We start from the raw sequence: 26,611 nt of genomic DNA on the forward strand, positions 1-26,611 counted from the left end.
AATTATTCAGAGTACGACCACTCCCGCGCAGAGTATTCGTCATGGCACAGAACACGACCCACCTGACCCGGCAACGCCCCCTCGGATCCGGCTTCACCGCCGCCTCGACCGCCGACGAGGTCCTCCGGGGCATCGACCTGTCCGGCACCAACGTCGTCGTCACCGGCGGCCACGTCGGGCTCGGCCTGGAGACCACCCGGGCGCTCAGCCGGGCCGGCGCCTCCGTGACCGTCGGCTCCCGCGACCCGGACCGCGCCGCCTCCTCCCTGACGTGCGTCGAGCGCGTCGAGATCGCCCGACTCGACCTCCTCGACCCGACGTCGATCGACGCCTTCGCCACCCGGTACGTCGCCTCCGACCGCCCGCTGCACATCCTGGTCAACAACGCCGGCGTCATGGGCGGCGACCTGGTGCGCGACGCCCGCGGCTACGAGTCGCAGTTCGCGACCAACCACCTCGGCCACTTCCAGCTCACCCGGGGCCTGCTGCCCGCGCTCCGCGCCGCGCACGGCGCCCGCGTCGTCAACGTGTCCTCCGGCGGCCACCAGCTCTCCGACATCCGCTGGGACGACCCGCACTTCACCACCGGCTACGAGGGCATGCTCGCCTACGGCCAGTCCAAGACCGCCAACGTCCTCTTCGCCGTCGAACTGGACCGACGCTGGGCCGACGACGGCATCCGCGGCTACGCCGTCCACCCCGGCATCGCCTTCGGCACCGCACTCGGGCCCTGGATCACCGACGACGAACTACGCGCCATGGGCATCCTCGACGACGCCGGCCAGCCGATCATCGACCCGGACCGCGAGCTGAAGACGCCCCACCAGGCCGCCAGCACCAGCGTGTTCGCCGCGACCAACCCCCGACTCGCCGACGTCGGCGGCGTCTACCTGAAGGACAACGACATCGCCCCACTCAACGACCCCACCCCACCCGTCGCCTTCGGCACCGAACCCATCACCCTCCCCGGCGTCGCCCCCCACGCCGTCGACCCGGCCTCCGCCCGCCGCCTCTGGGACCTGAGCACCCGGCTGCTTCAGCCCCTGCGGTGATCACCGACGGACCGTAACAGCCGGCGCCGACAGCCCGGCGGACCCGGCCGGATGACGCGTGGTTCCCAGGTGCCACAGGAGGGCCAGGCCGGTGATGCCGGCGGCGACCAGGCCCAGTTCGGCCTCGGCGAGCCCGAGCCATTGCTGCGCCAGTCCGCCGAGACCGCCGCCGAGGGCGACGCCGAGGTAGAGCGCGGATGAGTTGAGGCCGAGCAGGACGGGCGCGGCGGCGGGGCCGAGGGCGATGAGCCGGTGCTGTTGCGGGACGACGACCACGCCGAGGGACACGCCCCAGACCGCCGCCCAGACCAGGGTGGGCGCGAGGGCGCGAGTCGCCAGCGGGGTCAGCGCCAGGGCGAGCGTCGCGAACGCGAGGGTGCCGGTGAGGACGCGGGCGGAGGAGTGGCGGTCGACCAGGCGCCCGGCGGCGATGTTCCCGGTCAGGGTGCCGACGCCCCAGGCCAGCAGGATCAGGGTCAGCAGCGACTCGTTGCCGCCGGTGGCGTCCCGCAGAGCGGGGACGAGGTAGGTGTAGAGGGTGTAGGAGCCGAGGAAGGCCAGTGACGTGACCGCCAGCAGGGCGAGCACCCGGACCTGCCGGAGCGGACGCAGGCGGTCGGGCAGCGAGGCGGCGGGGAGCGTGACCCGGGGGACGCCAACGGCGATGCCGACGGCTGCCAGCAGGCCGATCCCGGCGACGGCCCACAGCGTGATGTGCCAGTCGGCGCGGCCGATCAGCGTGCCGAGCGGCAGTCCCAGCGCGGTCGACAGGGTCAGACCGCCCATCACGAAGGCCAGCGCCCGGCCACGGCGTTCCGGCGGCGCGATGGCCGCGGCGGTGCTGGAGGCGGCGGCGGTGATGGTGCCCGCTCCCACGGCGGTGACGATGCGGGCGGACATCACCACCTCGTAGCTGGTCCCCAACGCGGTGACGGCGTTGCCGATCACGAACACCGTCAACGCGATCAGCAGCGCCGACCGCCGGTCCAGCCCGCCGGTGAGGGCGCCCATGATCGGCGCCGACAGCGCCATCGTCAGTGCGAACACCGTCACCAACTGGCCGGCGGCCGGGGTGGACACCCCCAGATCGGCCGCGATGGCGGGGAGGAGGCCCGCGATGACGAAGCCGTCGGTACCCACGGCGAACGCCGCCAGGGCGAGAGGCAGGAGTCGCTTCAGCATGGATGGCACCGTAAGCGATACATGGATTGTTGTCCATATATCAATGAGTGGGTAGGCTGTGGGCCCGTCAGGGACGGAGGGAAGCGATGCGCGAGGTGTCCCAGCCGGCGACCGAGGCGATCCGGATGGTGGACGTCCTGCGTGCGCTGGCGGATCCGGTGCGGCTCGAGATCATCCAACGGCTCGCCGTGACCGGCGAGGAGAGCTGCAACGCGATCGGCGGCGACCTGGACGTTCACCAGACGACGCTGTCCCACCACTACCGGGTGCTGCGCGAGGCGGGCGTCACCTGGACCACCGTCAAGGGCCGGACCCGGCTGGTGCGACTGCGTCGCGACGACCTGGACGCGCTCTTCCCCGGCCTGCTCGACTCCGTGCTGAACGGCGCCCGCCACCCGCGTGCGGCCGCCGGAGGCTGACGGCCCTCCGCGCCGGGTCAGGCGCGGCCGCGGACGGTGGTGCGGAAGGCGATCGGGGTCTGGCCGGTGCGCCGCTGGAAGTACTTGCTGAAGTGGGTGGGGTTGGGGAAGGCCAGCTGGTGGGCGATCTGGCTCGCGGTGGCGTCGCCGTGGGCGAGCAGCCGCCTGGCCTCCAGAACGACCCGGCGGTCGATGAACTCCTTGGCGTTGACGCCCGCGGCGGCCAGGGTGGCGCGGGAGAGGGTGCGCGAGGAGTAGCCCAGCATGCGGGCGTAGTCCTCCACCCGGCGGATGCGGGTGAAGTGCTGCTCGACGGCGGCCACGAAGCGCGCGTACGTCTCGTTGGGCTCCGGCACGGGGCCGCCCGCCGAGGTGCCGGGGTGCGCCAGGCGCAGCACGAGGACGGCCAGCAGGTGGCGCAGCGCCGCGGTGTGGGGAGCCAGGGGGAGTTGCCCGAGGGCGTGGAATTCGTGGGTGAGGTGGGCGAGCGCCAGGTCCAGGGCCCGGGCGACGGCATCGGCCGGCGGGTGCGGGACGAGGACGGTTCCGTGGAGGTCGTCCACCCGGGCGGCCGCGGCGGTGGCGGGGTCGAGGAAGTCCGTCTCGAACAGGACCAGGGTGCCCTCGGCGCCGGCGAGGTCGCCCCACTGCTGCACCTGGCCGGGGCGGACCCATATCCAGGAGCCGGGCCGCAGGACGTGGGCGCGGAAGTCCACCGTGTGCCGCAGCGTCCCGGCGGCCACGTGGAGCAGATGGTGGAAGGCGGGGCGCTGCGGTCTGGCGAAGTCGCTCGCCGCGAGGCGCCGGCGCAGGTCGTCCAGGGACATCACCTCCACGCCGGCCGGGGTGCCCGCCGGGGCGACGAAGGGGATCTCGGGAATCTCTCCGGAATCACCGTGTCGCTTTTTGGCCATCATCGGTCACCAGCGTATCCAGAAGTCCGCAGGTTGTGGCCCTAGCGTGGAGACGCAGGCCACCAAGAAGGCCTGGCGGTGACGGAAAAAGGCGAGGAGCCGCCCTCCGTCACGCACACCAGGAAGAGAGGACACGACCGTGAAGATCGTTCTGTTCGGCGCCACCGGTATGGTCGGCAGCCGCATCGCCGCCGAGGCCGTCGCCCGGGGCCATGAGGTGGTGGCGGTCTCCCGCTCGGGTGACGCCCCGGTCGACAGCCCGCGGCTGACCGCGGTGGCGGGCGACGCCGGCTCGGCCACCACGGTCGCCGACCTGGCGCGTGGCGGCGATGTCGCGGCCTCCGCGCTGGCCCCGCCACGGGACGGCACCGACCCGCGCGCCCCCTTCGTCGCCCTGAACACCGCCCTTCTGGACGGCCTGCGCTCCGCCGGCGTGCGCCGCGTCGTGATCGTCGGCGGCGCGGGTTCACTGGAGGTCGCTCCCGGCACGGCCCTGATGGACGCTCCCGGCTTCCCGGCCGAGTACGGGCCCGAGGCCGCCGCCCACGCCGACCTGCTGGCGATGCTGCGCCGGGTGACCGATCCGCGGTGGACGTGCGTCTCCCCGGCCGCGGTCATCGCCCCGGGCGAGCGCACCGGCACCTTCCGGACCGGCGGGGACAGCCTGCTCACCGACGCCGAGGGCAACAGCAACATCAGCGCCGAGGACTACGCCATCGCCTTCGTCGACGAGATCGAGAAGGCCGAACACCCCCAGGCCCGCATCTCCGTCGCCTACTAGGCCCTGTCCGGCGGATCTTCGTGGATCAGCCCGGCCGGTGGTTCCGCCAACCGTCGCACCGGTCGGTGCTCGTCGTGCTGTCAGACTGCTCGGATGATCGTCAGACTCGCGGAAGAGCGTGACTTCTCCGGCTTCCTCGGCCTGGCCGCCCAGGTCGAGCACTGGTTCGGTCCGATGGTCGACGATCCCGGCTTCCACAACGCCGTGAACAAGCAGATTCGTCGGTCCACCGCGCTCGTCGCTGTCTCCTCGGAGCCGGGACTCCTCGGCGGGCTGTTGTTCGGACCGAAGGCACCGACCTACCACATCCGCTGGCTCGTCGTCTCGGAGGAGGCACGCGGCAGGGGCGTCGGTCGGGCACTGCTGGCGGACGCGACACGCAGATTCGTACAAGGCCAGGGCACCATCGAGGTGGTCACCTTCGGAGCCGACCACCCGGGCGCCATCGCCAGCGGCGCCCGCGCCTTCTACGAACGCCTCGGCTTCACCCCCGCCGAACCCACCGACCCGGGCCCGGAAGGCGGTTCCCGGCAGATCTACCGCCGTCCCGCCATCTGACTCATTCGACGGCTCGCCGGTCCATGGCGGCGGCGAACGGGTTCACAGAGTCACGCGATACAGCCGGTGTTGCAGGTGCCCGGCCTGCACGATGACGGTGGCCTCGATGGGCCTCGCGTCGTCGGACGAAACCACGCGGAAGGTGCGGGACACGGGAACCCCGGTGGGCAGTTCGAGGGTGACGAACTCCTCTTCCGTGGGCGCCCGCCAGGTCACCGTGTCCACCATCTCGCGCGGCGGGAAGCCGAGTCCGGTCAGCAGGGTGGGCGAGCCACCCTTGATCCTCCGCCGATCCATCAGCGCCGTACCGCGAGCGATGCCCATCGGGTAGTACGACCAGACGAGTTCCGCAGGATCGTCGTCAAGAAGCAACAGGCGGTACCGCAGCAACGCCGTCCCGTTGGCACGCAGCCCGAACGCCTCGCGTACCTGCACCGGCGGAACGACCTCTCGAACGTCGAGAATCCGGTACATCCCACGCGTGGCCTGCTGCGCGGCCTGCGCGAGGACGGAATACGGCTCGCCCTCCCCGGACGGCGCCATGGTCCCGACACTGTCGAAGCCGCGCAGCGCGGTCTCCCGAACGAAGACCCCACGCCCCGACCTGCCGACGATCAGCCCTTCGGCCTTCAGGAGCTGCAACGCCCGCTGCACGGTCTGGTTGGAGACGCCGAAGCGCTCGATCAACTGCTGGGTGATGGGCAGTTGCTCACCCGGCGCCAGGTCTCCCGACATGATGTCCGCTCGTATCGAGGCGGCGATCCGGTGATGTGCCGGACGGCTGTCCTGGTGTCGCGCCACGCCTCAGCCCACCCGCGTCCGATACCGCAGCCGGTGTCCCCGGGGCATCACCATCCGGCTCACCTCAACGGGCAGCAGATCCGCCGTCATGCTGGTGCGGGTCAGCACGAGCACCGGCTCCCCCGCAGCCAGTTGGAGGACATCTCGCGCCTCAGGTGCCGGCAGATCAACCGCCACGTCCTCCACCACCTCCCGAATCGCGTGGCCCAACTCGGCGACGAACGTCACCGCGCCCCCCGGAATCTTCCGCGCCTCAGCCAGCCGGGTGCCACGCGCGACGGTCGCCGGATAGTACGAGTCGGTCAGCTCGACCGGCCGCTCGTCCAGATACATCACCCGCCGCCGGACCACCGCGCACTCCCCCGTCTCCAACCCCAACGCCACGCCGACATCCTCCGGCGGCACCAGCTCCCGCACCTCCAGCAGCCGCTGCATGCCCCGCCCGCCGCCCCGGGAGGCCTCCTCGGCCCACGCGTCACCCCGCCCGGCCGGACGAGGAACGAGATACGCCACCGACTCGGACTCCCACGTCTGACCTGCCACAACGGCCCCCTTCGCTGGCTGCTCCTCCACGATAGCGGGCTACTGAGTCGATGAGCCTTTCATTACGCGATTGCTAGCTTGATGAGAAAGCCATCAAGCTCCCCTGACACGAAGAAGGCCCCGGTGTTCCCCGGGACCGGTCGGCGCTGCAACGCCGTTCCGACTCCCCACACCGAGGCCGTCACATCGAACCCTGACATGGAGTCTTCGATGCACGACCAGGCTAGCGCCGTTCCTGCCGCTCATCCTTCTCCCGGGCCCCAAGAGGACGAGGCACCGGTGCCGGGTCCGCAGACGCCGATCGACCCCCCGGAACCGAAGCACGGAGTGGCACGGGCGGCGAACTGGCACACCGTTCGCGGCAGCCAGCCCGTCGCCAGGGACCTACAAACGGCTGTCGAAGAGCAACGTCTGCTGTTCGCCACGACGCAGCGCGCGGCCGACGACCTGACCCGCTCCCTCGCCACCGCCGTACGCCTTCAGAGCCAGGCGACCGAACACCTGGAACGGGTATCCGTGGTCACCACCCACCAATCGTCCACCGACGTCGTTTCGGGCACGCAACGCACTGAGCCTGCTTAGTTCAAGGTCGGCTCGCAGCCGCCGCCATACCTGCATTTGCCGGGCTTGACACCTCGGCGGGCCGCGCTAGGTGGGGACCTTCACGGACGGGAGGAGGGGTCCCACCAGGGCCGGATGCACTGGAGGTCCCGTTCGTAGACGTCGCCCAGCGTGTCGATGACCCGGACTCTGACGTCCAGTGCGGACAGGCGCTCAAGAGCTTTCGAGCCCAAGGCAAGCAGCTCCAGCCCCTCACGGCTGTTGCTTGTCATAAGAAGAGCCGCTCCGGAACCCAGGTGATGGAGGTAGAAGTCTTGCTCCTCTACGAGGCCCAGCGTGATCAGGTCCTGAGCTGCGGCACGCCACGTGATCCAGCCAGACGGGATCGTCGCGTGGTTGGCAGGTGAGTGGCGCGGAGTGATGCGATAGGACACAGAACGCACGATGGAGCGGCCACCGCCCGCGTTCCTCAGTATCACGGTGCGCACAGAGTCAGGCACGCTCTCACTGCCCCCAGCGAAGCCGGACCAAGTGATCACCGGTCGCAGAGTCAGGGACAGTTGAACGCGAGTGACGACTATGCCGGTGAGCAGAGTGACCATCGCCGCACACACGGAGGCGTCGAGCATGGTGAAGCGCCAGGGCCACGTGGTGCGTGCCGGCTCGCTCAGGTTGGCTTTGATGACCTCCCAGACCAGGTCTGCGAAGGGAGAGGAGGAGAAGGGCCTGGGGCAGCCACAGCGTCAGGTGGTTCGTCGAGACTCTGCGCTGCTCCCAGACTGAATCGTCCATACGCCCTCCTCTGTTTCCTTGATGGTGATCTGCGAGTCCAGTGGTCGCAAGATGCCGGAGATCGCCGATATGCCCGACGAGTGGCGCGGACTGTCATGCACCGCCGACGCCGTGCGGCTTCAGGCCCCAGGCCGCCGCTCCGGCGCCCGGCAATCCCTCGATCAAATGACCGTCTGATTGACAGTGCATCAGCACATCCGGATCCGGGGAGACATGACTCGGCCACGGAGAGCTACAGCATCAGGGGGCGATGCATGGCATTCGGGATCGAACGCGTCCAGCAGACCGTGAACGACATTCAGACCGCCCTGTCAGCGGTGAACCGGGAGATGCACAGCGGTTTCGACCGTGTTCTCACGGCCATCAGCGAGGCCCGTAACGACGTCAACGTCCGGCTCGACGCCGTACAGGCGGACATCCGGAGCCTGCGCGACACCGCAACCCAGACGTCGGCCGACGGCCGGGCGATCAGGAACGACATCACCCAGCTCCACGCGCTCATCGAGGGCTGGCGGGCCGAGGCCGCGGCCGTGCGTGCCGAGGCCGAGGTCACCCGCCGCGCGCTGGAGGCCACCCTCGTCCCCCCAGCCGTCGCGGAGGCGGCCTCCGTGACGGGACCTCCGGCGGAGCCGCCGCCGCGACGTCCCACGGCCAGGGTGGACGGCGCGGACTACGGGGACACCGGGGACGAGGACCCGGGCTACGTCCAGCTGCTCGAGTTCGCCGCGGGCGTCGCCTGCGCGGAGCTCGTCTGCCACCGCGACACCTGGGCGTTCCTCGTCGAACAGGCCGCCCGGGTCGAGCACTTCCGCCTCACGGTGGACGTTCACGAGAACGACGACGGCACCATCAACGCCGAGGTGTCAGGACGCACCCTGATCGCCGTCATCGACGCGCTCTGGAACACCCACCGGGACCCCGCCAACGCGCCGGGCACCCGCGCGCTCGCCATCCAGACCTACCGCCGCGTCCACGACGCGCTCCAGGGGCTCGAACCCCCGGAGAACGGCGCCCAGGCCCCCACCCGCATCGTCATCAACGACCGCCCACCCACGCCCGCCGACGAAGAGGCTCAAGACGACTGAACGCCGTCCGCGCGCCGGAGGCCGCGCACGGCCGGGATGGACAGCAGCAGGGCGCAGGTGACGAGCGCCATGGACGCGGACACGAACAGCAGCGGCACCGTGCCCGCGACGACCGCGAGCGGGCCCGCCACCGCCTGTCCGACCGGCTTCATCACCAGCGAGCCGGCCGCGTCGTACGCGTGCACCCGGCCGAGGACGTCCTGCGGGACGTGCGTCTGCACGCTGGTGTGGAACATGACGACCCAGAACGCCAGGCCCACGCCGCTCACCGCGTAGCACCCGGCGATGAGCGGCGCGGGGAGGCCGAGCGCGACCCCCAACGGCATGAGCGTCCACAGGATCATGGAGAGGGCGCCGGCCCGGAGCGGATACCGCGGGCGAAGCCTGATCGCGACGATCCCGCCCAGCACGCTTCCCGCCCCGAGGGACGACATGACCAGGCCGAACGTCGATGCCCCGTAGTCGGTGACCAACGTGCTGTTGCCGAGGGTCATGGTGGGGCCGCCGCCGACCAGCTGCCAGAGCATGAAGACGACGATGACGTTCCACAGCCAGGTCCGGGACCGGAACTCCCGCCAGCCCTCGACGAGATCGGCCCGGAACGTCACGCCGCCCCGCCCGGCCGGGCGCATCGGGACGGAGCGGAGCAGGAGGAGGCAGGCGCCGCTGACGCCGTAGGTCAGGGCGTCGAGGGCGACCACCGTCGCCGGTGAGGAGACCACCAGCAGCAGGCCGGCCAGCGACGGGCCGATCACACCGGTGACGGACTCGGAGATGCGGAGGGTGGCGTTGGCCTTCTGCACGTCCCGGGCGATGCGCGGCGTGATGCTGGCGACGCCCGGCTGGAAGATCGCGCTACCCGCCCCGACCAGGGCCAGCAGCACCAGGATCTGCCACAACGCCGGCGTGCCGAGCAGGAACAGCAGCGCGAGCACCGCCTGGAAGAACAGCCGGGTCGTGTCCGAGACGATCATCAGCAGCCGGGCGCCGATGCGGTCGGACAGCACCCCGCCGAAGATGATCAGTGCCGCGAACGGCGCGACGAGCGCGGCCAGCGCGTAGCCCACCCCGCTCGCCCCGTACCCCGCCTTGAGCACGGCGGCCGTGATCGCGACGGGGAGCATCGCGTCGCCCAGCAGCGAGGTGGTGCGGGCGGCGAAGAACAGCCGGAAGTCCACCGTCCACAGCGGCGGACGCGCGGTCGAGGTCTCCTTGGTCCGCAGGTCACGGGTCGTGTCCGAACCAGCCACCGCACACCACCCCCCGGTATGTCTTCGATCCCGACCAGCGGCGACACTCTCGTGCCTCCGCGGCCCCCAGTCAACGGAATTCGACAGCCGCGGGGCCCGCGCCGCACGGACGAGCCGCTAGGCCCCCTGCTCACCCCGCGGCACGCGCATCAGGCCCTCCTGCACCACCGACACCGCCAACGCCCCGTCCCGCGTGAAGATCCGCCCGTGGGCCAGGCCCCGGCCGCCGCGGGAGACGGGCGAGGACGTGTCGTAGAGCAGCCACTCGTCGACCCGGAAGGGGCGGTGGAACCACATGGCATGGGCACGTATCAGTGTGCCAAAGGGGCCTCTCATCTGCGGATACACGATGTCGCGCACCTTCTCCTGCGGGACAGGCACGCTATGGGCACAAGTCCCGCTGGGAACCCTGATCATCAGGTCCTCTGCTCGGACCTCGGCCGCCTGAGTACCTGAGGCGACTCCCTACGGACTGGGCGATACCTCAGCGAGAAACTCGCGGATCTCCCGGACGGACCGGCGTTCAATGCACCTCTCCGGCACGGATGATGCCGTGGCCTGGACGGCTGCCAGCACGGTGCCGTGAAGTTCCTGCGAGGTCAACGGCAGCATCGTCCGCAGCAGCACGTTCATTCCTTCGTCGATCTCCCCTGAACGGAGCAGGGTCTGGGCGCGAGCTACGCGCACCAGTGCCGGGTCGATGCGCTCGCTCCGGCCATAAAGCTGCAGGGCTGTCTCCTGCGCGGCCATGGCCGACCTGGTGTCCCCCGCACGAGCGAGAACCTCGCCCTCGTAGAAGCTGAGCTTGCGCTCGGCGAATCCATACAGGCCTGCTTCGGATCGCGTCGCCCGTCCGTGCCGCTCCCGGGCCGCGCGGAGGGCTTGGACAGCCCCCACCTGATCTCCGGCCAGAGCACGAGCCCGAGCAAGGACAGCGAGGGCCATGGCGGGCGCTGCGCCGTCCAGGCCGTCAGCCAGCGCCGCAGCAGAGCCGGCCAGCCTCAAGGCCGTCTGCGGACTGCTGTAGTAGAAGGCACAAAGGCTCTCACGTGAGCGGATCCAGGATTGCAGCGGCCGATCACCGGTTTCCGCCGCTGCCAGTGCAGCGGTACGAAACCATGCTCGAGCCTCCTGCCCTTGTTCCAGATCGATCAGTAAGACGCCAGCAACGGCGGCGAGCTGGGCCGCAACGCGATGGAGGCGGTACCGGCTTCTCAGCCCTTGCGGGGCGGCCAGGCAGGCGCCGATCTGTTCGAAGTCCTCGGTCACCTGCAGCAGATGCAGATGGGCGGGTGTCGCACGGTAGTCGAGGCCGTGCTGTTCAGCCGTTTCCTCCCACCGCTCAAGCGCTTCCCGACTGAGCCCGGAGGTGCCAAAAAGATCACTCACACGGATCCTGGTGTCAGCGACCTGGTCGAGGGCGCCAGCGCCAAGCCCGAGGCCTGCGGCGCCGCGCAGCAGATTCCGGCGTTTCACGTGCAGTTCCTCTCCGGTTCGGACGTTCTGCCGATTTTCCCCCGATCTGTCCACGTCAGCTTGATTGGCGGTGGAGGCAGCGGCGTGGCCATAGTCGGTCCCGAAGCCCAACCGATCCGGGCGCGTGCCGAAGGCCCGGCATAAGGCGTCCAGGTAGCGCGGGGACGGTACGTCCTCCCCACGCTCCCAGGCCGAAATCCGCTGATGGCTGATCAACGGCGTTGGCTCGCCTGTTTCCTTAGCGTGCTGCCGGATGCGCTTGGCCAGGTCCTGCAGCGTCATGTTCGACGCCAGGCGCCACGCTCGCAGTGCCGATACGCCACAGTGCTTTCCGATCCGCTGGGCTGTCTCCTCGATGCTCAGGTCCAGCGCCATGCACTGCTCCCGTACAGCACGAGCACAACCGAGCGAGTGCGGCGTGGCGTCCGATCCGGCCATGGCCCCTCCCCACGTGTCGAGACACCGTGCGCAGTCCTCGCTGCGGTCGGTGGTCTCCCGCCACTCACGGTAGGCGGCCCAAGCGGCCACGTCACCCAGGCGGTGGTGGATGCACGCTGCGCGTGCATCCACCACCGCCTGGGACGGATGAGTCGGCAACAGCTCGCTACGCACGCAACGTCACGTGCTGCACGCGAACAGTGCGTGCGAGCACAGCCAGGGAGGCCGCAACCTACCGCTCCGAACCACTCCGCCGACTCACTCGGAGACCAACATGTTCTTTGGTTCCTTAGCCGCCGCCGCACTCCTGTACGCGGCCACCGTGGCAGCCGCGGCGTTGACAGCCATCCTCGCCCGAACCCCGTGCCGGCGCCGCACCGCCATGGAGGTGCTGCGCACTCTCCTGAAGGGCACCCCACAAGGCTGACCTGACTCATGGCCGCATCCCGACAGGCTGCCCGCTCTGTGTCGCCGACCTTGGGAGATCACCAGATCGGCTCTCGCGCAACTCGCACAACCTCGGCAGGTGGCGCCGAGTCAAACCCAGTCGTAGGAACGCTTGCCCTGACTGCACCTCAGGGTTGCCGATACATCCGTGTTCACGAATAACCTCCTGGAAGCTCCAGCTTCGTTGGGTTACGTTCCGGATACGGCCGCCGCGCGCGATCTAGCCAACAACACATACAGCTACATACTGTGTGCTCATAGCTTGGTGGGAGGGCAAAGATGCTGCGAGTGGGCGGGGAGTCACCGGCTGAGCCGCTGCGGGGCAAGCTGCGACCGAAGGATCGCATGGAGATGTTGCAAGACAGCTACCTGCGAGCTGTGGCCGCAGCGGCCGGATGCACCATGGCGAAGCCGGAACCGGATGATGGAATCGACTGGCAGTTAACGCATTCTTCCCAATCTCACGCAGTCGACTGTCAGATCGATCTGAAGGTTCAGCTCAAGAGCACCTCTTTGTCTCCGCCAAGCCCTCAGCAGGGATACGTATCCGTGAACGTCAGCAACGATCGCCTGGAGATGCTGGCCCGACCATCTGTGATCGTTCATAGAATAATTGTTGCAATGATCATCCCTGAAGAAATTGCCAGATGGGTGGAAGCGACCCATGATTACTTCACTTTACGGCACTGCGCGTACTGGCGTAGCTTAATTGGCGAGACACCTTCAGGCCAGAAGAGTACGGCAGTTCGGGTTCCAACAGACAACATCTTCGACGATCTGGCTCTTTGCGCGATCATGGAGAGAATCGGCAAAGGGGGGACACCGTGACAGCCCCAGACTATCGCGCGATTGCATCTACGCTCACAGACTCGAAACTTTCGCAGATCCTGAAACGCAGCGGATGGCAACGATTCGGTGGCCAGGAGAATCTTTACAGCCGCTGGCGCCCCGCTGGAGATCATCCGACGATAAGCCTACTCTTACCCCAAGACCCTAGTGCCGAGGATTATCACGAGCTTTTTCTGCAGGCCGTAGCAAAAGCATGGAAGCTTGGCGATGATCGACTGAGAACCCTGCTAGAGAAGGCCGGAACGGCACCTTCGCTGGGCGATGAAATGAGGTTTGAAAAAGAAGCCAGAAGCATTAAGGGCACCATCCAATGGCTCGCCGGAGAAGACCTTCACGCGGCGGCGCGAAAATCCATGGCCGTAGCCGCGAAATCCAGAAAATCGAAGCTTCCCTACTACGGGAACTCAAATTCTCACCTCGCACGGTCTTTCCTAGACTCCGTGCTGATGGGGCAAACCGAGGTGGGCAGCTATGTCGTGACTGCCTACGCCCCACCGGATGAGGTTTACACTGAGAAAAAGCTCAAACCTGGAGATACGCTCCCGGCTACCGGGCGGCATACTGGACGCGATATCACTCGCAGCCTGGTGAACGTTCTTGAGACGACAAGGGAAGCGGTAGATCATTTCGCCGAAACTGGATCCAGTGCAGGATTCATCGAAAGCGTGGGTCGCGGCTTCTGCTTCGAAATCACCCAGGCGGTGCGGGATTTGGTGAGGGATTCCGACGGTGCAGAAGTTAGTGTCGAGATGACTGTAGGTGCCGATCTTTTCTCGGAAGAGCATCTGGAGTCTCATCGACTGGAATTCAGTCCAGCCGACTACCCAATCTTGGAAACCGCTGGCAACGTACTGGCCGCAACTTCTCGCCCTCAGACTGTGACCGTTGTGGGTTCAGTCACCCTGCTTGAGCGCCCGAAGCCGGGGCATCCGGGTGTCATCAGGCTCGACGTGCTAGGTGGAACAACCGCACGCAAGATGCGCGTCAGGCTTAAGGCTGAAGACTATGATCTCGCTGTGGACGCCCATAGAGACAACTTGGCCATGAAAATGCGAGGGCGCCAAGAAATCGAAGGTCGCTATTACTGGCTCTATGATCCTGATCAAATTGAGTTGATTGCTATGGAGATTGTTCAGACTTCGACGGAGTCTCCGAGTTCAGAACAACACCCAATGTTTTGATGTATGAGCGTTTCCCATAGATTGATTTCGCAGGCGTCTCAATCCAATGGAACGTCGTACGTGAAGGTGTGACGTGAACCATCGAAGAGGAAGCGGGTGGCCTCTACCGGGTCGTCGCTGGCGTAGATGGTGCGCAGGAGCTCGACCACGGGAGTGCCTCTGGGAAGGCGGAGTTCGATGGCTTCGCCCGGGGTGGGCATCCGCGCGATCAGTTCCTCGGAGGCATGCGTGAGAGGTGTGCCCAGCACGGACGCCAGCTCCGCGTGCACGCCGCCCGGGATCTTCTCGTTGCGGGCGATTCGGCTGCCCTCGACCTGCGCCACGTGAAAGTAGCTGTCGGCCAGTTGAGCCGGCTCCTCGTCGAGGGTGAGCAGGTGTCGGCGGACCAGGACCTGAGTGCCGGGCTCAATGCCAAGCCGCTGCGCGATGCTCTCCGGGGCCGGCACGGTGGCCACCTCCAGGAGCTGCTGCCCGCGCACGAAGCCCTGCGCCTGCGCTTCCGCCTCGAGCGGTGCTGTCGCGCTCGGTCGTGCTGATCGGAGATGACGCTTCGTCCCCCGACGCTCCAGGCGCCGCGGCATGCGGACGAAGACGCCCTGGCCCTGGCGGGCGATGATCAGGCCCTCGTTCTGGAGCTGGTCCAGAGCTTGGCGCACGGTGCCCGAGGCCGCGCCGTAGTCAGCCATGAGGCTGCGGAGCGAGGGCAGCTGGTCGCCGTCCTCGAGCTCCTTGTCGCTGATGGCACGCCGAAGATCGCCGGCGATCTGCAGGTATGCCGGGGTCGGGTCGCTGGGATTGATCCGCTTTGCCATGCGCCTGCTCACCACCCTTCGCGCCCCATCGAGCCTACCGGCGATTGCTACACATCACCATCTGTGCTACAACACCAGAACAGTGAGACAGGCTGGGGCTCACCGAGACGTCCTTCGTCTGGCTGAGCACCCCTGGCACACAAAGAAGGGCCCCGGTGGTCGTCGGGACCGAGTCGGCGCTGCAACGCCTTCCGGCTCCTCTCACCGAGGCCGTCACATCGAACCCTGAGTTGGAGTCTTCGATGCACGACAAGGGTAACGCCGCGTCCGCGGCGTCTCCTCCTCCCCGGTCGCAGGCCGACGAGGCGTTGCGGCGCGTCCGCGAGGACGCCGCCCGCCGGAAGCCGCGCGGGGGTGGCCGATGAGCAGGAACGAGCGGGCGAACGAGGCATTCGCCGACTCGGAGCAGCAGCGAGCCGACGGGCTGGCGTGGCGGATCGATCAGATCTCCTCCGACCCGTCCAACCCGTCGAACGCTGTGCTGCCGCACTACCAGGCCGCCTACCAGCAGGCCTCGGGCAACGCCGCCGCGAACACCGCTCAGCCGAAGTCGAAGCGGGGGTGGGGTAGCTGATGAGCAGGCTCATCGATCGCAGCGTCGAGTCGGCCGCCCAGGCCGCGGACCTCCAGGCCGCTGCCGAGGAGCAGCGCCAGCAGCTCGCGGCGACGCAGCGCACGGCCGACGACCTGGCCCACGCCCTCGCGGCCGCCGACCGGCTGCAGCAGCAGGCGAACAACCACCTCAACGGCCGGCGCTGACGGCCGTCCGGGGTCGCCCCGCCGCACCGCGTGCCGCTGGGTGACCCCGGGCCCTCAATCCCTCCCCGGACTCCTCGCCGCCGTTGGCTCCACTGCCAGCCGAGCGGCCATGCACGCACGGAGGTTCCTGCCCCGATGTCCACCAAGCACCTGACGCGCCAGCAGCTCGTCGACGCGAACGCCCAGCTCCGCCGTGAGCTGAGTGAGCTGCGGCGCGCGCACGACGAGCTGGTGGCCGCCGCCCGCACGACGGTGGTCCAGCACTTCGACGGCGAGTCCTCGCCGTTAGGCGTGCTGATCGACACGCTCGACCAGCTCGGCAAGCTCCCTGAGTACGCCCCGCAGTTGACCGACCTCGCGCTGATCGCCCTCGACCAGAACGACGACGAGGACCTGGACGAGGTCCTGGCGGTCGCCATCGGTTGGAGGTTGGCGTGAGCTCCCCCACCCGTTGCCCCGTCTGCGGCTGGCGTCCGGTCTATCGCTCCCAGAAGGCCGGCCACCGCGCGGCCCGTATTCACCGCTGCCGGCCGCGGCCGGCCCGCCGCACCAACGCCAAGCGGGAGGGGAACGCCCGATGAGCAGTCTCCTTCCCGCCGCGGCTGCCGCTGCCGCCGCGACGCCGCTCGCGGCTGGCTGGTCGGCGCACGCCGTGTTGCTGCGTCGCCGCCTGGCCGCCGCCGGCCGTGACCCGTTGACCGGCCTGCTCCGCCGCGACGGCTTCCAGAAGCGGGCCGCTCGGATGCTGCGGAAGCACGCGTCGGTCGGCGTCCTGGTCATCGACCTCGACGGCTTCAAGCGGCTGAACGACGAGTTCGGCCACGCCGCCGGCGACATCGCGCTGGCGACGACCGGGCGCCGCCTGGTCGACCACGTCGCCGCCCACGGGATCGCCGCGAGGCTGGGTGGCGACGAATTCGCCGCCGTCCTCAGCCTTCCCACGGACGGTCCGGGACTGCCGTTCCACGTCGCCGAGCTGCACAGCGCCATCTGCAGCCCGCTCCCGATCGACGGCCACGTGGTGCCGCTTGGGGTCGGCGCGTCCATCGGTGCCGCCTACTCCAGTCGCCACCCCGGCGCGGGTCTGTCCGGACTGCTGCGCAGGGCGGACGAGGCCATGTACGCGGTCAAGCGGTCCGGTGGTGGCTGGCTCATCGCCCACGCCGCCGACCCGACACACCCCACGGTCAACGGCCGTCGGTCCGGCCGTCCCGGAACGCACGCCTCCTGCGACGACTCGGTCGGAGGTGCCCGGTGAACGACACCGCCGGCACCTTCGCGGCCGTGTTCGCGACGCTGTTCGTGGCGCACTCGGTGGGCGATCACTGGGTGCAGACCACTCCCCAGGCCAGGAACAAGGGACGCCCCGGCTGGCCCGGCCGACTGGCCGGCGTCCGCCACGTCGTGGGCCTGACGCTGACCAAGCTCCTGCTCCTGGCGCTCGTCGCCGTCGTGCTCTCCCTTCCACTCACCACGACGGGCACGTGCGTCGGCCTGGCTGTAGACGCCTACTCGCACTGGTGGGCCGACCGTCGCTCGACGCTGGCCCGTCTCGCCCAGCTGCTCGGCAAGGGCGAGTTCCACGCCCTGGGCAGCACGGTGACCGACTCCCACGGCCGCCCCAGCCACCTGGGCACCGGGGCCTACGCCCTGGACCAGAGCTGGCACCACTTCTGGCTGCTCGTCGCCGCCCTGCTCATCGCCGCGCTCTGAGGAGAGACCTCCCATGACGAAACGCACCGCTCCCCAGCTCGCCGAACAGGCCGCCGAGGCGATCCGGGCGTTGAACCACGCCACGCGGGCGACGCCGAACGCCTGCCTGCGCTATCCCGGCGACGTCTACGCGACCTTCGGCGAGCTTGTCGCCATGGCCGGCCGGCTGCCGCAGGCGATCGGCCAGCTCGCCCTGTTCATCGACGTCCTGCAGGACGAGGGCCGGCTGCGGCACGACTCCGGCAACCCGAGCCGGCTCGGCATCGAGCTGGCGTCCTTCGAGCAGTCGACGGCCGATGCCTTCCGCGCCGCCCAGTTGCTCCGGCGGGCGCTGGACGGCGCGCACCAGGCCCTCGGCCGCATCGGCTACCAGGCCGCCCGGGAAGAGGGTGACCGGTCGTGAACTGGTTGACCGAGACGCCGCAGTTAACGGCCTGGTCGCCGATGGCCCAGTCCGTGGGGATCGGCGTCGGCGTGCTGCTCCTGGTCGTCGTCCTCGTCGTCGCCCGCCGACGTTCGGGCGAGCGCACCGGCTGGCTGAGCGGGATCGGTCCGCAGGCCCTCGTCGCGCTGGGTGGCGTGGCCGTCAGCGTGCACGGGCTCTGGGGCTTCGCCACCGACACGGCGGAGCTGCCGCTGGTGCTGCGCGTCGGGTTCATCGCGACGTTCGACGCGGCTGAACTGGTGCTGCTGGCCATGCTGTACCGCACGGCAGATCCAGCGGTGGGCTGGACACGGGAGCTGCGGCTGATCCACCGCACCGCGTGGACCCTCGTCGGATTCTCCGCGGCGATGAACGCCGTCCACGCCCCGAACTGGTGGTCTCGCCCGGTGCTGGCGGCCATCCCGATGCTTGCGGCCTGGCTCATCGAGCTGCAGCTGCGCGCCAAGCTCCAGGGCACCGTGGCGCGGCACCACGACGACGAGGGCGAGGCCCGCCCCGGCCCGGTCCGGCTCGTGGCATTGCTGTGGCAGCATGCCTGGGCGGCCCTGTTCGCCGCCCTGGGGCTGAACGCCAGCACCTCCCACGGCGCCATCAGCCAGGCGGCCCGCGTCCAGCGTGCCGCGCGCCGCTGTTACGAGCTGCGCCTCGCGCTGGAGCCTCGAGAGACCTTGGCCGGTGGCCGGCCGCGCAGCCTGCGGAAGGCACAGAAGCGGATCGGCAACCTACGCGCGACTGCGCAGAAGGCGATCGACCGCGCGGACATCGCCACCAACACCGCTCAGGCGTTGGCGTTCGCCCGCCGTCTGGCCGCGCTCACCCGCGCCGACGACATCGCACGGCTCGACTTCACCGACGCTCCCGGTGTACTCGCCCTCCTGGAGGACCTGAACCTCATCGGGTCCGCCGCGCGGATCGAGGGCGCGGCGCACGTGGCCGAAGCCGAGGCCGCGCGGGAACGCGCGGAAGCCGCGCGGCAGGAAGCGGAGAACGCGCGGCGCCGCGCCGTCGACGAACTGGCAGATGTGCAAGCCGAGATCGAGCGAGCGACTGCCGCGCGGCAGGACCTCATCGAGCAGACCGACCGCGCGGGGCGGGATGCCCAGGACGCGCGGCAGCGCGCGGAAGCTGCGCGACGCGAAGCGGACAGCGCGCGGGAGTCCAACGAGGCCGCGCGGCTCGATGCCGACCGCGGGCTGGCCGCGCGTCGCGAGGTGTTGGCCGCTCTCAACGCCGAGCTGCAACAGGTCCGCGACGAGGTTCAGCGCACCGCCCAAGCCGCGCAGGAGGCCAGGACACAGGCGGCCGAGGCCCGCATGTTGCGCGACCGGATCTGTCACGACCTGGCCGAACTTCACCCGGGCGACGGCCCGGTCGATCCGGTGTGGCGCTCGGAGAGCAAGCAGGCCGGCTGGCAGCTCTACCTGGCCACCCTCAGCGCCTCGCACGGCGAGCAGGAGCCCAGCGCCGCCCAGCTCGCCGACCGCTTCGGCATCGACCCGGGCAACGCCCGCAACTGGCTCAAGGACTTCCGCACCGCCCGCAGCGCCCAGCTCGCCGCACACGCGAGCGAGCCGACCTCCGAGCCGAAGGAGACCGCCCGTGTCTGACAGCAACGTCCGCAGCTTTCCCTCCCGCGAGTCCGCGTCCGCACCGGAACATCCTCGGCAGGATCGGAAGTCGAAGACGCCGCGCAGTGAGCGCGCGGCGGCGCGGCGCGCGGCGATGGCGGCGGCGCTGAAGAAGCAGCGCACCAGCCACCGCACGACCAACCGCACGGTGAACAGGAACAAGTCCATTCACGTGCACATCGGCAAGTCCGCCAGCGGCGGGGGCGCTCAGGTCGTCGCGGCCGTCGCGCAGGGACAGCAGGGCACTCCCGGCTCAGACTTCATGAGCAACGAGGACATCCGCGCCTTCTCCGAGCACGTGCGGCGGGAGGCCCGGACCCGGGCGACGGAGCGCTCGATGGACGCCGAGCAGCTCCAGGCGGTGCTGCGGCACATCCCTGACAGCACCGGGTCCCGGGCCGGCTCGCGGGCACGGGCCCGCCGGGTGAGTCGACACCTGAAGCTCATCGCCGCGGCCGAGAAGTTGATCGCTCGCCGCGCCGCCGCCCTCTACGCCGCCTTCGAGCGCGAGTACGAGTCCGAGCTGCGGAAGGTCGGCAAGGGCCGTGCCCAGCAACAGCCGCGGGCGCCGTTCACCTGGGGCTGACGCCGCTCCTGCCCTGCATCGATATCCCTTCTGACACCTGGAGTGGCACCGTGGCTGACAGCCTCAAGGGCGACCTCTGGAAGGCCGCCAAGCACCCCCGCACGCGGCCGTGGCTGGCGGTCGCGGCCGAACTCCCCGCCTCCCTGGCCGCGCACGCGGCCTGGGGAGACTCTCCCCCAGCGGCCGTGGGCCTGACGGTGGCCGCCGGCGTGCTCACGGCGGCCACCTGGTGGGCCGGCAGCGGCACCCGGATCGCCCGCCGCATGCACGCCACCGCCTCGACCGCTGCCGGCAGCGGCTATCTGGTCGTGGCCACGGTCACCGATCCACTGACACCGGGGCTGCTGTCCACGCTCATCATGGGCGGCACCGTGGCCGCCGGCTCCTGGAACATCCGGCAGGCCCTCCGAGCGGACCCCGATGCCGCGAAGCAGGGCGGCGAGAAGACCGCAAGCGAAACGGGCGTGCTGGTCAAGGCGATCGGCGAGGCCCGCGCGAAGCTGCGCAAGAAGCCGGAAGTCGAGCCGAACAAGGTCGTCGCCCCGCTTCAGCTCGCCGGCGGCGACATCACCACCGACGAGTTGGGCAACCGCATCAAGCACATCGCGGGCGAACTGGGCGTCTCCCCCACCAGCATCCGCATCCTGCCGGACCCCGACCGAGCCGACCGCGGCGACCTGGTCATCGTGCCGCAGGACATGCTCAGGCAACCGACCGACTGGCCCGGGCCGTCCTCGATGGGCGGCTCGATCACGGAGCCCGTTGTCATCGGCCGCTACGAGGACGGCGCCGACGCCGTGCTCTGGTTCCCGGCCGACGAGGAATCCGGCCGCAACGCGACGCACTTCCTGACGGCCGGGATGAACGGCTCGGGCAAGAGCGCCGGCGTCAGCGTCGGCATCACCGAGGTCCTCACCCGGCGCGACGTCATCGTGTGGGCGACCGACCCGTCCAAGGGTCAGCAGACGTTCGGCCCGTTCCTGCCCTACCTGGACTGGTGCGAGATGTCTCTCGCCGGCGGCGAGGCCATGATCGCTGTCCTGTCCCGTGTCATCACCGCCCGGGCCGACGCGTTGGGCCGAAACGGCTTCAAGAACTGGACCGCTGAGGCCTTCATCCGGCTCGGCATGCCCTACATGGTCGTCTGGATCGAAGAGGCCGCGAAGTTCTTCCGTGAGGGTGCCGAGATGGAAGGGCTGGTGATGGAGGCCCGGTCGGCCGGCATCTCCGTCATCGTCAGCCTCCAGCGACCGTCGTCGACCTCGATGCCGACCGACGTGCGCGAGCAGCTCGGTGGCGTCATCTGCTTCGGCGTGAAGGGTGCCACGACCGCCGACATGGCCCTGCCGGAGGACGTCCGCGACGCCGGCGCCCGCCCGGAGGCGTGGGAGAACCGCCGACCCGGTTACGCCTACCTGGTCGCCCCCGGCGTCGACGAGGACCGGTACACCACACCGCTGCGCACCTACCGGGCCGACGACGACGCCATCGGCGGTGCCCTGGCGATCGCGCCCCGGCCGCCGGCCGACCGCATCACCACCACCGCGGCCGGCGAGGCGTACGCCAACCGCACCCGGTACTCCGAGCCTCTGGCCAGCCCGCACGAGGCCGTCGTCGTGTCCGCCGAGGAGGACCAGGACGTGGAGCGCGACGCGGTGATGGAGCAACTGGTCGCCCGGGAGGCGATGGATATCGCCGGCCTGGACGACGATGGCACCCCGGACCTCGAGGTCGACCCCGACCGGGAGATTCCCGCCGTTCCGGCCGACCAGCTGTGGCGCTTCGCGCCGCCGGTCGACGACGACCAGGAGTTCCCGGAGCTGAGCACCAGCGAGGCCGAAGCCGAACTCCTCGTGCTCCTCGACGAGTTCCGCGCGCAGGACCGGGAGAGCCTCGGGCCGAAGGACTTCGCCCCCTTCTGGGGCAAGGCCGGCCGACTCAACCGCTCCCGAGCCTGGCTCAGCCCGCGGCTGGCCGAGCTCGCCGAGGTCGGCCTGCACCTGGCCGAGACGGACGAGCCAGGCGTCTACCGCCTGCTCTACCCCGAGCCGGCCGACGCCTGACGCCGGCCCGGCCTGCGATGACGCCGCCTGACATCTCCCCTCGGGTGTCAGGCGGTGTCAGGGCCGGGTGTCAGCGAGCTGACACCCGCCGCCACCTCTAGGCATCACGCGGCCGGCCGGCCGCTGACAGCCCACTGACACCTCCCCGCTGACACCTGAGGAGCCCGCATGAGCCGGGACCGATCCCGCCGGGCGCGCGTGGTCGCCGCCGCCCTGCGCACCTGGGCCGTCTTACGCCGCACCACGACGCCGCCAGCCGTACGCGTCGACGTCCGCCAGCCCGACCGCTGGTCGCACGTGGCCACGATCGACCTCGACGACGCCGGTGCCGACCGCGTTCTGGCTCTGCTGCGCGAGGACGTCGCCCGCACCCCCGCCACCCTCGCCGACCACGTCGACGGCTGGCTCACCGAACAGGCCGCAGCCGGCCGGACCCGCGTCCGGGCCCGCGACCTCCTGGACGTCGCCGCCCGCGCCGGCCGCACCAAGTCCGAGTTGGCCGGACACCTCGCCGGCCTCGTCGACGCCGGCCGGCTGCGCGAGACCTGGCGACCGGGCGTCTTCCGCCTCGTCCCCCGGCCTGCGTGGGCCGTCCGCCCCGGCCTCCCCGCCGCACGCACCCGATAGGAGCCCACGATGCGCGAACGCGAGTTCGATCCTCCCCAGCCCTTCCCGCCGGCCCGGCGCGGCGACGACCCGCCCCAGCCCGACCAGCCGCTCACCCCGGCCGCCGTCGTCCCGGCCTCCGAGCGCGGCGTCGTCTGGGTCCCCGACGCGTACGGCCGCGGCATGGTGCCCATCGCCCGCGACCTCGCGCCGTCGCTCCCCGAGCGCACCCCGCCCCGCGACCTCTCGCCCCGACCGCTGATCGACCCGCGAGCCCAACTCGTCGCCGCCGGCGGCGTGTGCGCGGCCGGCGTCGGCTGGGGAGCCGGCCAGCTCCTCAACGCCCTCGCCGGCGTGGGCACGGGCGCGCTGCTCGCTCTCGCCTTGCTGGTCATCGCCCTCCGCATGCCCAAGCGGCCCGGTCGCGGCGGCGGCGACACCTACCACATCACCCACCACAACAAGTGGTTCGGCAAGTCCACCACCAACCTGTGAAAGGGGTCGCCCACCGTGCACGTTGACCCACTGGCGCCCGCTCTGGCCGCCGCCGCACGCGGTCTGGCGGTTATCCCGCTCTCCCGCACCAAGCTGCCCGCCGTCCGTTCACCGCACGGCGAGCAGTCCGCGAGCCGTCGCTGCCGCGGCGAGTGCGGGCGACTGGGGCACGGCGTCCACGACGCCACTGCCGACCCCGACCGCGTCCGGGCGCTGTTCGCCGCCGCACCGTGGGCCACCGGCTACGGCATCGCCTGCGGCCGGCCGCCGCATCACCTCATCGGCCTGGACCTGGACGTGAAGAACGGCGTCGACGGCATCGCCGCCATCGAGCGCCTGGCGGCCGAACACGGCTTCGCCCTGCCTCCCACGGTCACCATCACCACCCCGACCGGCGGCCGACACCTGTGGTTGTCCGGCCCCGCCGACGTCCCCGTGCCGAACTCCGCCGGCCGTCTGGCGCCGGGCGTCGACGTGCGCGGTTCCGGCGGCTACCTGGTCGGCCCCGGCTCGGTGACTACCCGAGGCCGCTACACGCTCACCGCCGGCACCGAACGCCACTGGATCGGCGCCGCCCCGGCCGGCCTGCTCTCCCTCGCCACCCCGCCGCCCGTTCCCGCACCGCCGGCTCCCGCGGCCGCCTTCCCGAGCGGCCAACGCGCCGTCGCCCTCGTGCGCTTCGTCCTGGAGGCCCGGGCCGGCGAACGCAATTCCCGGCTCTACTGGGCGGCCTGCCGCGCCCACGAGGCGGACGACGGCCGCCAGCTCGTCGCCGCGCTGGCCGACGCCGCCTCACACGTCGGCCTGCCCGATGCGGAGATCCGCGCCACCCTCGCCTCCTCGGCCCGCCGCCGTAGCAGCGGGAGCGGCCGATGAGCGCGCACGCCGACACCACCGACCAGGCTCGCGAGCTCCTGGTCGCCAACGGCGTCGACCCCGACAAGAAGGGTCCCTCGCAGGCGTCCCAGCTCGTCGCCCTGGCCCGGGAGCGCTACGAGCTGTTCATGTCGGACGACGGCCGCCCGTACGGCGTGCCAAAGGCCGGCCCGAACGTCGCGCTCCCGCTGCGCGGCAAGGCCGGCCTACGCTCCCAGCTCGCCCGCATCTACACCGACGCCCACGGCGGCACCGTCCCTGGCCAGTCCGCGCTCACCGACGCCGTCACCGTCCTCGAGGGAATCGCCGCCACGGCTGAACCGGCCACACCCCAGCTCCGCGTGGCCCGCCACAAGGACGAGATCGTCATCGACCTCGGCACCCCGGACGGCCGTTGCGTCATGGTCGGCCCGAACGGCTGGCGCCGAGAGGGATGCTCCCCGGTCATCTTCCGCCGCTCCGGGGCGATGAAGCCGCTCCCCGAACCCATCCGCGACGGCGACGGCCTGGCCGCGCTGCGCGGCCTGCTCAACACCACCGACGAGGGCTTCCACCTCCTGGTCGCCTGGCTCATCGCCGCGTTCATCCCGGACCTGCCGCACCCCATCCTGACCTTCCGCGGCGAGCAGGGCACCGGCAAGTCCAAGGGCGCCGCCATGGTCATCGGCCTCGTCGACCCGTCCGGAGCGCCCAAGCGGACCTCGCCCAGGGACATGAAGTCCTGGTCGGTGCAGGCGTTCAACTCCTGGGCGCTGTGCCTGGACAACGTCTCGCACATCGCGGACTGGCTCTCCGACGCGCTGTGCCAGGCCGTCACCGGCGCCGGCGTCATCGACCGCGCGCTGTTCACCGACGACGACGTGGTGGTCCTGGAGTACCGCCGGGTGCTGGCCATGACGACGATCGACGCCGGCGCGCTCGCTGGCGACCTGGCCGAGCGGATGCTGACCATCGAGCTGCAGCTCATCCCCGACGACCAACGCCGCGAGGAAGCCGACCTGGACGCCGTCTACCGCGACGCCCACCCAGCCATCCTCGCCTCGCTCTTCGACCTCCTGGCCGCCGTGCTCAAGGCGCTGCCCGACGTCGAACTCACTGAGCGGCCCCGCATGGCCGACTTCGCCCGCGTCCTGGCCGCCGTCGACCACGTCACCGGCTGGCGCACTCAGGCCAGCTACAAGGCCACCGCCGAAGACGCCGTCGCAGACGTGCTGGACGGCGAGCCCTTCGCCCAGGCCGTCGTCGCCCTCGTCGACGGCGCCGACTCCGACGGCATCGAGATGACCGCCGGGGAGGTCCTGGAGGCCGTCCAGGCGCCCGAGAAGCTGCCGAAGAAGTGGCCCAAGGACGCCACCCGCGCCGGCGGCCAACTCAAGCGCCTCGCACCGGCCCTGCGCACCATCGGCGTCCACCTGGACGACAGCCGACGCCAGCCCGATGGCAACCGCTCCCGGCTCTACAAGCTCACGGCATCGGTGAGTAGGCGCATTTCAGCACCCGGAGCGCCCGCAGCACCCGGAACCGCTCCTGACCAGCACGAACGACCGGGTGCTGACGAAGCCGCCAGCACCCGCGAGGGCGCCCGCAGCACCCGCACGCCCACCCTTCCGGGCGCTACGGGCACCGCACCGGGCGCTACGTCGCTCCCAGCACCCGGAGCCGACACCCCCTCTGAGCAGGCTGAACACCCCTCACCGGGTGCTGCGGGCGCTCCGGGTGCTGAAACGCAGCTACTCACCGATCCCACGACCCGCTGCGCCGCGTGCCGCCTCCCGCTCCCGGCCTTCCTCATCGCCCAGGGAGACACCACCCACCCCGCCTGCGACCCACCGGAAGGGGCCGACACCCGATGAAGATCCGCCTCCACGGCACCGAGGACGAGTGCCGCCGCACCGCCGACCACCTCGCCCAGCACCTCGAGCTCCTGGACGTCAGCCGTCCCTACCCGGACCGTCCCCCGAGCCGCCTGGTCCGCCTCTACCTCACCGTCGCCCCGCCCAGCTCGAGCAAGGAGAAGTGACCGTGAACCAGTCCGCCGACGAATGGCTCAGCACCCGCCAGGTCCTCCGGGAACTCGGTGGCGTCCCCCGCTCCACGTTCTACCGCTGGCGCGCGACCGGCCGCGGGCCGAAGTACAAGCGCCTCCCCAACGGCCAGATCCGCGTGCGCCGCGCCGACCTCAAGCAGTGGATGGACGAACTCGGCTCCTGACGCCGCTAACTCGCCCGGGTGGGCCCGCACTCCAACGGGCCCACCCATCCCGAACCCATCCGACAGAGGAGAAGCACCTCTTGCGCGT

31 protein-coding genes and 1 pseudogene are annotated in these 26,611 nt (G+C 70.2%); 23 read left to right on the plus strand and 9 right to left on the minus strand.

Annotated features, from left to right (window positions below):
- Positions 1-41 precede the first annotated feature (41 nt).
- Positions 42-1,052 carry an SDR family NAD(P)-dependent oxidoreductase gene (locus ABGB06_RS05740; RefSeq protein WP_347585883.1) on the plus strand — a complete coding sequence of 337 codons (1,011 nt, stop codon included), beginning with the start codon at positions 42-44 and terminating at the stop codon, positions 1,050-1,052.
- Here the strand turns inward: ABGB06_RS05740 and ABGB06_RS05745 are convergent, their stop codons facing one another.
- Positions 1,053-2,234, minus strand: coding sequence for an MFS transporter (locus tag ABGB06_RS05745; protein ID WP_347585885.1), 1,182 nt, complete (start codon positions 2,232-2,234; stop codon positions 1,053-1,055).
- An 86-nt stretch (positions 2,235-2,320) separates the two neighbouring features.
- On the opposite strand from ABGB06_RS05745, the gene ABGB06_RS05750 reads away from it, so the two are divergent.
- Positions 2,321-2,653 carry a metalloregulator ArsR/SmtB family transcription factor gene (locus ABGB06_RS05750; protein ID WP_347585887.1) on the plus strand — a complete coding sequence of 111 codons (333 nt, stop codon included), beginning with the start codon at positions 2,321-2,323 and terminating at the stop codon, positions 2,651-2,653.
- 17 nt (positions 2,654-2,670) lie between these two features.
- Here ABGB06_RS05750 and ABGB06_RS05755 read toward each other — a convergent pair whose 3' ends face one another.
- Entirely contained in the window at positions 2,671-3,570 is a 900-nt protein-coding gene (locus ABGB06_RS05755; RefSeq protein WP_347585889.1) for a helix-turn-helix domain-containing protein, read from the minus strand.
- Positions 3,571-3,706: 136 nt separating this feature from the next.
- Between ABGB06_RS05755 and ABGB06_RS05760 the strand changes: the two genes are divergently transcribed.
- Positions 3,707-4,348: an NAD(P)H-binding protein gene (locus tag ABGB06_RS05760; protein WP_347585891.1), complete on the plus strand. Its 642-nt coding sequence runs from the start codon at positions 3,707-3,709 to the stop codon at positions 4,346-4,348.
- A 93-nt stretch (positions 4,349-4,441) separates the two neighbouring features.
- Complete coding sequence (locus ABGB06_RS05765; RefSeq protein WP_347585893.1) at positions 4,442-4,906, plus strand: GNAT family N-acetyltransferase; 465 nt, start codon at positions 4,442-4,444, stop codon at positions 4,904-4,906.
- A gap of 42 nt (positions 4,907-4,948) precedes the next feature.
- Here the strand turns inward: ABGB06_RS05765 and ABGB06_RS05770 are convergent, their stop codons facing one another.
- Positions 4,949-5,707, minus strand: a complete 759-nt coding sequence (locus ABGB06_RS05770) for a GntR family transcriptional regulator (RefSeq protein ID WP_347585895.1) — start codon at positions 5,705-5,707, stop codon at positions 4,949-4,951.
- A gap of 3 nt (positions 5,708-5,710) precedes the next feature.
- The gene (locus ABGB06_RS05775) at positions 5,711-6,250 is read right to left on the minus strand and encodes a UTRA domain-containing protein (RefSeq protein WP_347585897.1); all 540 of its coding nucleotides are present in this window, start codon (positions 6,248-6,250) and stop codon (positions 5,711-5,713) included.
- A gap of 210 nt (positions 6,251-6,460) precedes the next feature.
- Between ABGB06_RS05775 and ABGB06_RS05780 the strand changes: the two genes are divergently transcribed.
- Positions 6,461-6,832, plus strand: a complete 372-nt coding sequence (locus ABGB06_RS05780) for a hypothetical protein (RefSeq protein WP_347585899.1) — start codon at positions 6,461-6,463, stop codon at positions 6,830-6,832.
- A gap of 80 nt (positions 6,833-6,912) precedes the next feature.
- Here ABGB06_RS05780 and ABGB06_RS05785 read toward each other — a convergent pair whose 3' ends face one another.
- Positions 6,913-7,245, minus strand: coding sequence for a hypothetical protein (locus tag ABGB06_RS05785; RefSeq protein ID WP_347585901.1), 333 nt, complete (start codon positions 7,243-7,245; stop codon positions 6,913-6,915).
- 612 nt (positions 7,246-7,857) lie between these two features.
- Here ABGB06_RS05785 and ABGB06_RS05790 point away from each other — a divergent pair.
- Positions 7,858-8,688 carry a hypothetical protein gene (locus tag ABGB06_RS05790; RefSeq protein WP_347585902.1) on the plus strand — a complete coding sequence of 277 codons (831 nt, stop codon included), beginning with the start codon at positions 7,858-7,860 and terminating at the stop codon, positions 8,686-8,688.
- Here ABGB06_RS05790 and ABGB06_RS05795 read toward each other — a convergent pair.
- From ABGB06_RS05795 to ABGB06_RS05805, 3 genes and pseudogenes are all read right to left on the minus strand, one after another.
- Complete coding sequence (locus ABGB06_RS05795; protein WP_347585904.1) at positions 8,676-9,938, minus strand: MFS transporter; 1,263 nt, start codon at positions 9,936-9,938, stop codon at positions 8,676-8,678. The two genes, ABGB06_RS05790 and ABGB06_RS05795, sit on opposite strands and share 13 nt — an antisense overlap.
- 117 nt (positions 9,939-10,055) lie before the next feature.
- Positions 10,056-10,241 (minus strand): annotated as a pseudogene (locus ABGB06_RS05800) (acyl-CoA thioesterase II); the annotation flags it as partial.
- Positions 10,242-10,403: 162 nt separating this feature from the next.
- Entirely contained in the window at positions 10,404-11,789 is a 1,386-nt protein-coding gene (locus tag ABGB06_RS05805; RefSeq protein ID WP_347585906.1) for a helix-turn-helix transcriptional regulator, read from the minus strand.
- Between the two features lie 861 nt (positions 11,790-12,650).
- On the opposite strand from ABGB06_RS05805, the gene ABGB06_RS05810 reads away from it, so the two are divergent.
- Complete coding sequence (locus tag ABGB06_RS05810; protein ID WP_347585908.1) at positions 12,651-13,127, plus strand: DUF4365 domain-containing protein; 477 nt, start codon at positions 12,651-12,653, stop codon at positions 13,125-13,127.
- A complete protein-coding gene (locus ABGB06_RS05815; RefSeq protein ID WP_347585910.1) occupies positions 13,124-14,329 on the plus strand; it encodes a hypothetical protein in 1,206 nt (401 codons plus the stop codon). The genes ABGB06_RS05810 and ABGB06_RS05815 overlap by 4 nt, the downstream gene beginning before the upstream one ends.
- A gap of 38 nt (positions 14,330-14,367) precedes the next feature.
- Here ABGB06_RS05815 and ABGB06_RS05820 read toward each other — a convergent pair whose 3' ends face one another.
- On the minus strand, positions 14,368-15,141 hold the full coding sequence (locus ABGB06_RS05820; RefSeq protein WP_347585912.1) for a GntR family transcriptional regulator: 774 nt from the start codon (positions 15,139-15,141) through the stop codon (positions 14,368-14,370).
- A gap of 361 nt (positions 15,142-15,502) precedes the next feature.
- Here ABGB06_RS05820 and ABGB06_RS05825 point away from each other — a divergent pair, with 361 nt between their 5' ends.
- From ABGB06_RS05825 to ABGB06_RS05895, 15 genes are all read left to right on the plus strand, one after another.
- The gene (locus tag ABGB06_RS05825) at positions 15,503-15,715 is read left to right on the plus strand and encodes a hypothetical protein (protein ID WP_347585914.1); all 213 of its coding nucleotides are present in this window, start codon (positions 15,503-15,505) and stop codon (positions 15,713-15,715) included.
- The gene (locus ABGB06_RS05830; RefSeq protein ID WP_347585916.1) at positions 15,715-15,900 is read left to right on the plus strand and encodes a hypothetical protein; all 186 of its coding nucleotides are present in this window, start codon (positions 15,715-15,717) and stop codon (positions 15,898-15,900) included. Before ABGB06_RS05825 ends, ABGB06_RS05830 begins: the two co-directional genes overlap by 1 nt.
- 135 nt (positions 15,901-16,035) lie before the next feature.
- Entirely contained in the window at positions 16,036-16,338 is a 303-nt protein-coding gene (locus tag ABGB06_RS05835; RefSeq protein WP_347585918.1) for a hypothetical protein, read from the plus strand.
- Positions 16,339-16,477: 139 nt separating this feature from the next.
- Complete coding sequence (locus ABGB06_RS05840; protein ID WP_347585920.1) at positions 16,478-17,158, plus strand: GGDEF domain-containing protein; 681 nt, start codon at positions 16,478-16,480, stop codon at positions 17,156-17,158.
- Positions 17,155-17,613: a DUF3307 domain-containing protein gene (locus ABGB06_RS05845; protein WP_347585922.1), complete on the plus strand. Its 459-nt coding sequence runs from the start codon at positions 17,155-17,157 to the stop codon at positions 17,611-17,613. Before ABGB06_RS05840 ends, ABGB06_RS05845 begins: the two co-directional genes overlap by 4 nt.
- A gap of 13 nt (positions 17,614-17,626) precedes the next feature.
- Positions 17,627-18,016 carry a hypothetical protein gene (locus ABGB06_RS05850; RefSeq protein WP_347585923.1) on the plus strand — a complete coding sequence of 130 codons (390 nt, stop codon included), beginning with the start codon at positions 17,627-17,629 and terminating at the stop codon, positions 18,014-18,016.
- Complete coding sequence (locus tag ABGB06_RS05855; RefSeq protein ID WP_347585925.1) at positions 18,013-19,665, plus strand: hypothetical protein; 1,653 nt, start codon at positions 18,013-18,015, stop codon at positions 19,663-19,665. Before ABGB06_RS05850 ends, ABGB06_RS05855 begins: the two co-directional genes overlap by 4 nt.
- Complete coding sequence (traA, locus tag ABGB06_RS05860) at positions 19,658-20,272, plus strand: plasmid transfer protein TraA (protein WP_347585927.1); 615 nt, start codon at positions 19,658-19,660, stop codon at positions 20,270-20,272. The genes ABGB06_RS05855 and traA overlap by 8 nt, the downstream gene beginning before the upstream one ends.
- A gap of 50 nt (positions 20,273-20,322) precedes the next feature.
- The gene (gene traB / locus ABGB06_RS05865; protein ID WP_347585929.1) at positions 20,323-22,335 is read left to right on the plus strand and encodes a plasmid transfer protein TraB; all 2,013 of its coding nucleotides are present in this window, start codon (positions 20,323-20,325) and stop codon (positions 22,333-22,335) included.
- Between the two features lie 168 nt (positions 22,336-22,503).
- Positions 22,504-22,962 carry a hypothetical protein gene (locus ABGB06_RS05870; RefSeq protein ID WP_347585930.1) on the plus strand — a complete coding sequence of 153 codons (459 nt, stop codon included), beginning with the start codon at positions 22,504-22,506 and terminating at the stop codon, positions 22,960-22,962.
- Between the two features lie 9 nt (positions 22,963-22,971).
- Positions 22,972-23,436, plus strand: a complete 465-nt coding sequence (locus ABGB06_RS05875; protein WP_347585932.1) for a hypothetical protein — start codon at positions 22,972-22,974, stop codon at positions 23,434-23,436.
- A gap of 15 nt (positions 23,437-23,451) precedes the next feature.
- The gene (locus ABGB06_RS05880; RefSeq protein WP_347585934.1) at positions 23,452-24,312 is read left to right on the plus strand and encodes a bifunctional DNA primase/polymerase; all 861 of its coding nucleotides are present in this window, start codon (positions 23,452-23,454) and stop codon (positions 24,310-24,312) included.
- The gene (locus tag ABGB06_RS05885) at positions 24,309-26,165 is read left to right on the plus strand and encodes an ATP-binding protein (protein ID WP_347585936.1); all 1,857 of its coding nucleotides are present in this window, start codon (positions 24,309-24,311) and stop codon (positions 26,163-26,165) included. Before ABGB06_RS05880 ends, ABGB06_RS05885 begins: the two co-directional genes overlap by 4 nt.
- Positions 26,162-26,332, plus strand: a complete 171-nt coding sequence (locus ABGB06_RS05890; protein WP_347585938.1) for a hypothetical protein — start codon at positions 26,162-26,164, stop codon at positions 26,330-26,332. The genes ABGB06_RS05885 and ABGB06_RS05890 overlap by 4 nt, the downstream gene beginning before the upstream one ends.
- A 2-nt stretch (positions 26,333-26,334) precedes the next feature.
- Positions 26,335-26,523 (plus strand): helix-turn-helix domain-containing protein, encoded by a 189-nt coding sequence (locus ABGB06_RS05895; RefSeq protein ID WP_347585940.1) that lies wholly within the window; start codon positions 26,335-26,337, stop codon positions 26,521-26,523.
- Positions 26,524-26,611 lie beyond the last annotated feature (88 nt).

It is taken from the genome of Streptomyces sp. B6B3 (assembly GCF_039871525.1).
In the GTDB taxonomy this organism is placed as follows: Bacteria; Actinomycetota; Actinomycetes; order Streptomycetales; family Streptomycetaceae; genus Streptomyces.

Excerpts from the sequence above, each read along its gene's own strand:
- ABGB06_RS05740 (WP_347585883.1), top strand. The coding sequence starts at position 42 with ATGGCACAGAACACGACCCACCTGACCCGGCAACGCCCCCTCGGATCC.
- ABGB06_RS05745 (WP_347585885.1), bottom strand. The coding sequence starts at position 2,234 with ATGCTGAAGCGACTCCTGCCTCTCGCCCTGGCGGCGTTCGCCGTGGGT.
- ABGB06_RS05750 (WP_347585887.1), top strand. The coding sequence starts at position 2,321 with ATGCGCGAGGTGTCCCAGCCGGCGACCGAGGCGATCCGGATGGTGGAC.
- ABGB06_RS05755 (WP_347585889.1), bottom strand. The coding sequence starts at position 3,570 with ATGATGGCCAAAAAGCGACACGGTGATTCCGGAGAGATTCCCGAGATC.
- ABGB06_RS05765 (WP_347585893.1), top strand. The coding sequence starts at position 4,442 with ATGATCGTCAGACTCGCGGAAGAGCGTGACTTCTCCGGCTTCCTCGGC.
- ABGB06_RS05780 (WP_347585899.1), top strand. The coding sequence starts at position 6,461 with ATGCACGACCAGGCTAGCGCCGTTCCTGCCGCTCATCCTTCTCCCGGG.
- ABGB06_RS05790 (WP_347585902.1), top strand. The coding sequence starts at position 7,858 with ATGGCATTCGGGATCGAACGCGTCCAGCAGACCGTGAACGACATTCAG.
- ABGB06_RS05805 (WP_347585906.1), bottom strand. The coding sequence starts at position 11,789 with ATGGCGCTGGACCTGAGCATCGAGGAGACAGCCCAGCGGATCGGAAAG.
- ABGB06_RS05810 (WP_347585908.1), top strand. The coding sequence starts at position 12,651 with ATGTTGCAAGACAGCTACCTGCGAGCTGTGGCCGCAGCGGCCGGATGC.
- ABGB06_RS05820 (WP_347585912.1), bottom strand. The coding sequence starts at position 15,141 with ATGGCAAAGCGGATCAATCCCAGCGACCCGACCCCGGCATACCTGCAG.
- ABGB06_RS05825 (WP_347585914.1), top strand. The coding sequence starts at position 15,503 with ATGAGCAGGAACGAGCGGGCGAACGAGGCATTCGCCGACTCGGAGCAG.
- ABGB06_RS05830 (WP_347585916.1), top strand. The coding sequence starts at position 15,715 with ATGAGCAGGCTCATCGATCGCAGCGTCGAGTCGGCCGCCCAGGCCGCG.
- ABGB06_RS05835 (WP_347585918.1), top strand. The coding sequence starts at position 16,036 with ATGTCCACCAAGCACCTGACGCGCCAGCAGCTCGTCGACGCGAACGCC.
- ABGB06_RS05840 (WP_347585920.1), top strand. The coding sequence starts at position 16,478 with ATGAGCAGTCTCCTTCCCGCCGCGGCTGCCGCTGCCGCCGCGACGCCG.
- ABGB06_RS05850 (WP_347585923.1), top strand. The coding sequence starts at position 17,627 with ATGACGAAACGCACCGCTCCCCAGCTCGCCGAACAGGCCGCCGAGGCG.
- ABGB06_RS05870 (WP_347585930.1), top strand. The coding sequence starts at position 22,504 with ATGAGCCGGGACCGATCCCGCCGGGCGCGCGTGGTCGCCGCCGCCCTG.
- ABGB06_RS05875 (WP_347585932.1), top strand. The coding sequence starts at position 22,972 with ATGCGCGAACGCGAGTTCGATCCTCCCCAGCCCTTCCCGCCGGCCCGG.
- ABGB06_RS05885 (WP_347585936.1), top strand. The coding sequence starts at position 24,309 with ATGAGCGCGCACGCCGACACCACCGACCAGGCTCGCGAGCTCCTGGTC.
- ABGB06_RS05890 (WP_347585938.1), top strand. The coding sequence starts at position 26,162 with ATGAAGATCCGCCTCCACGGCACCGAGGACGAGTGCCGCCGCACCGCC.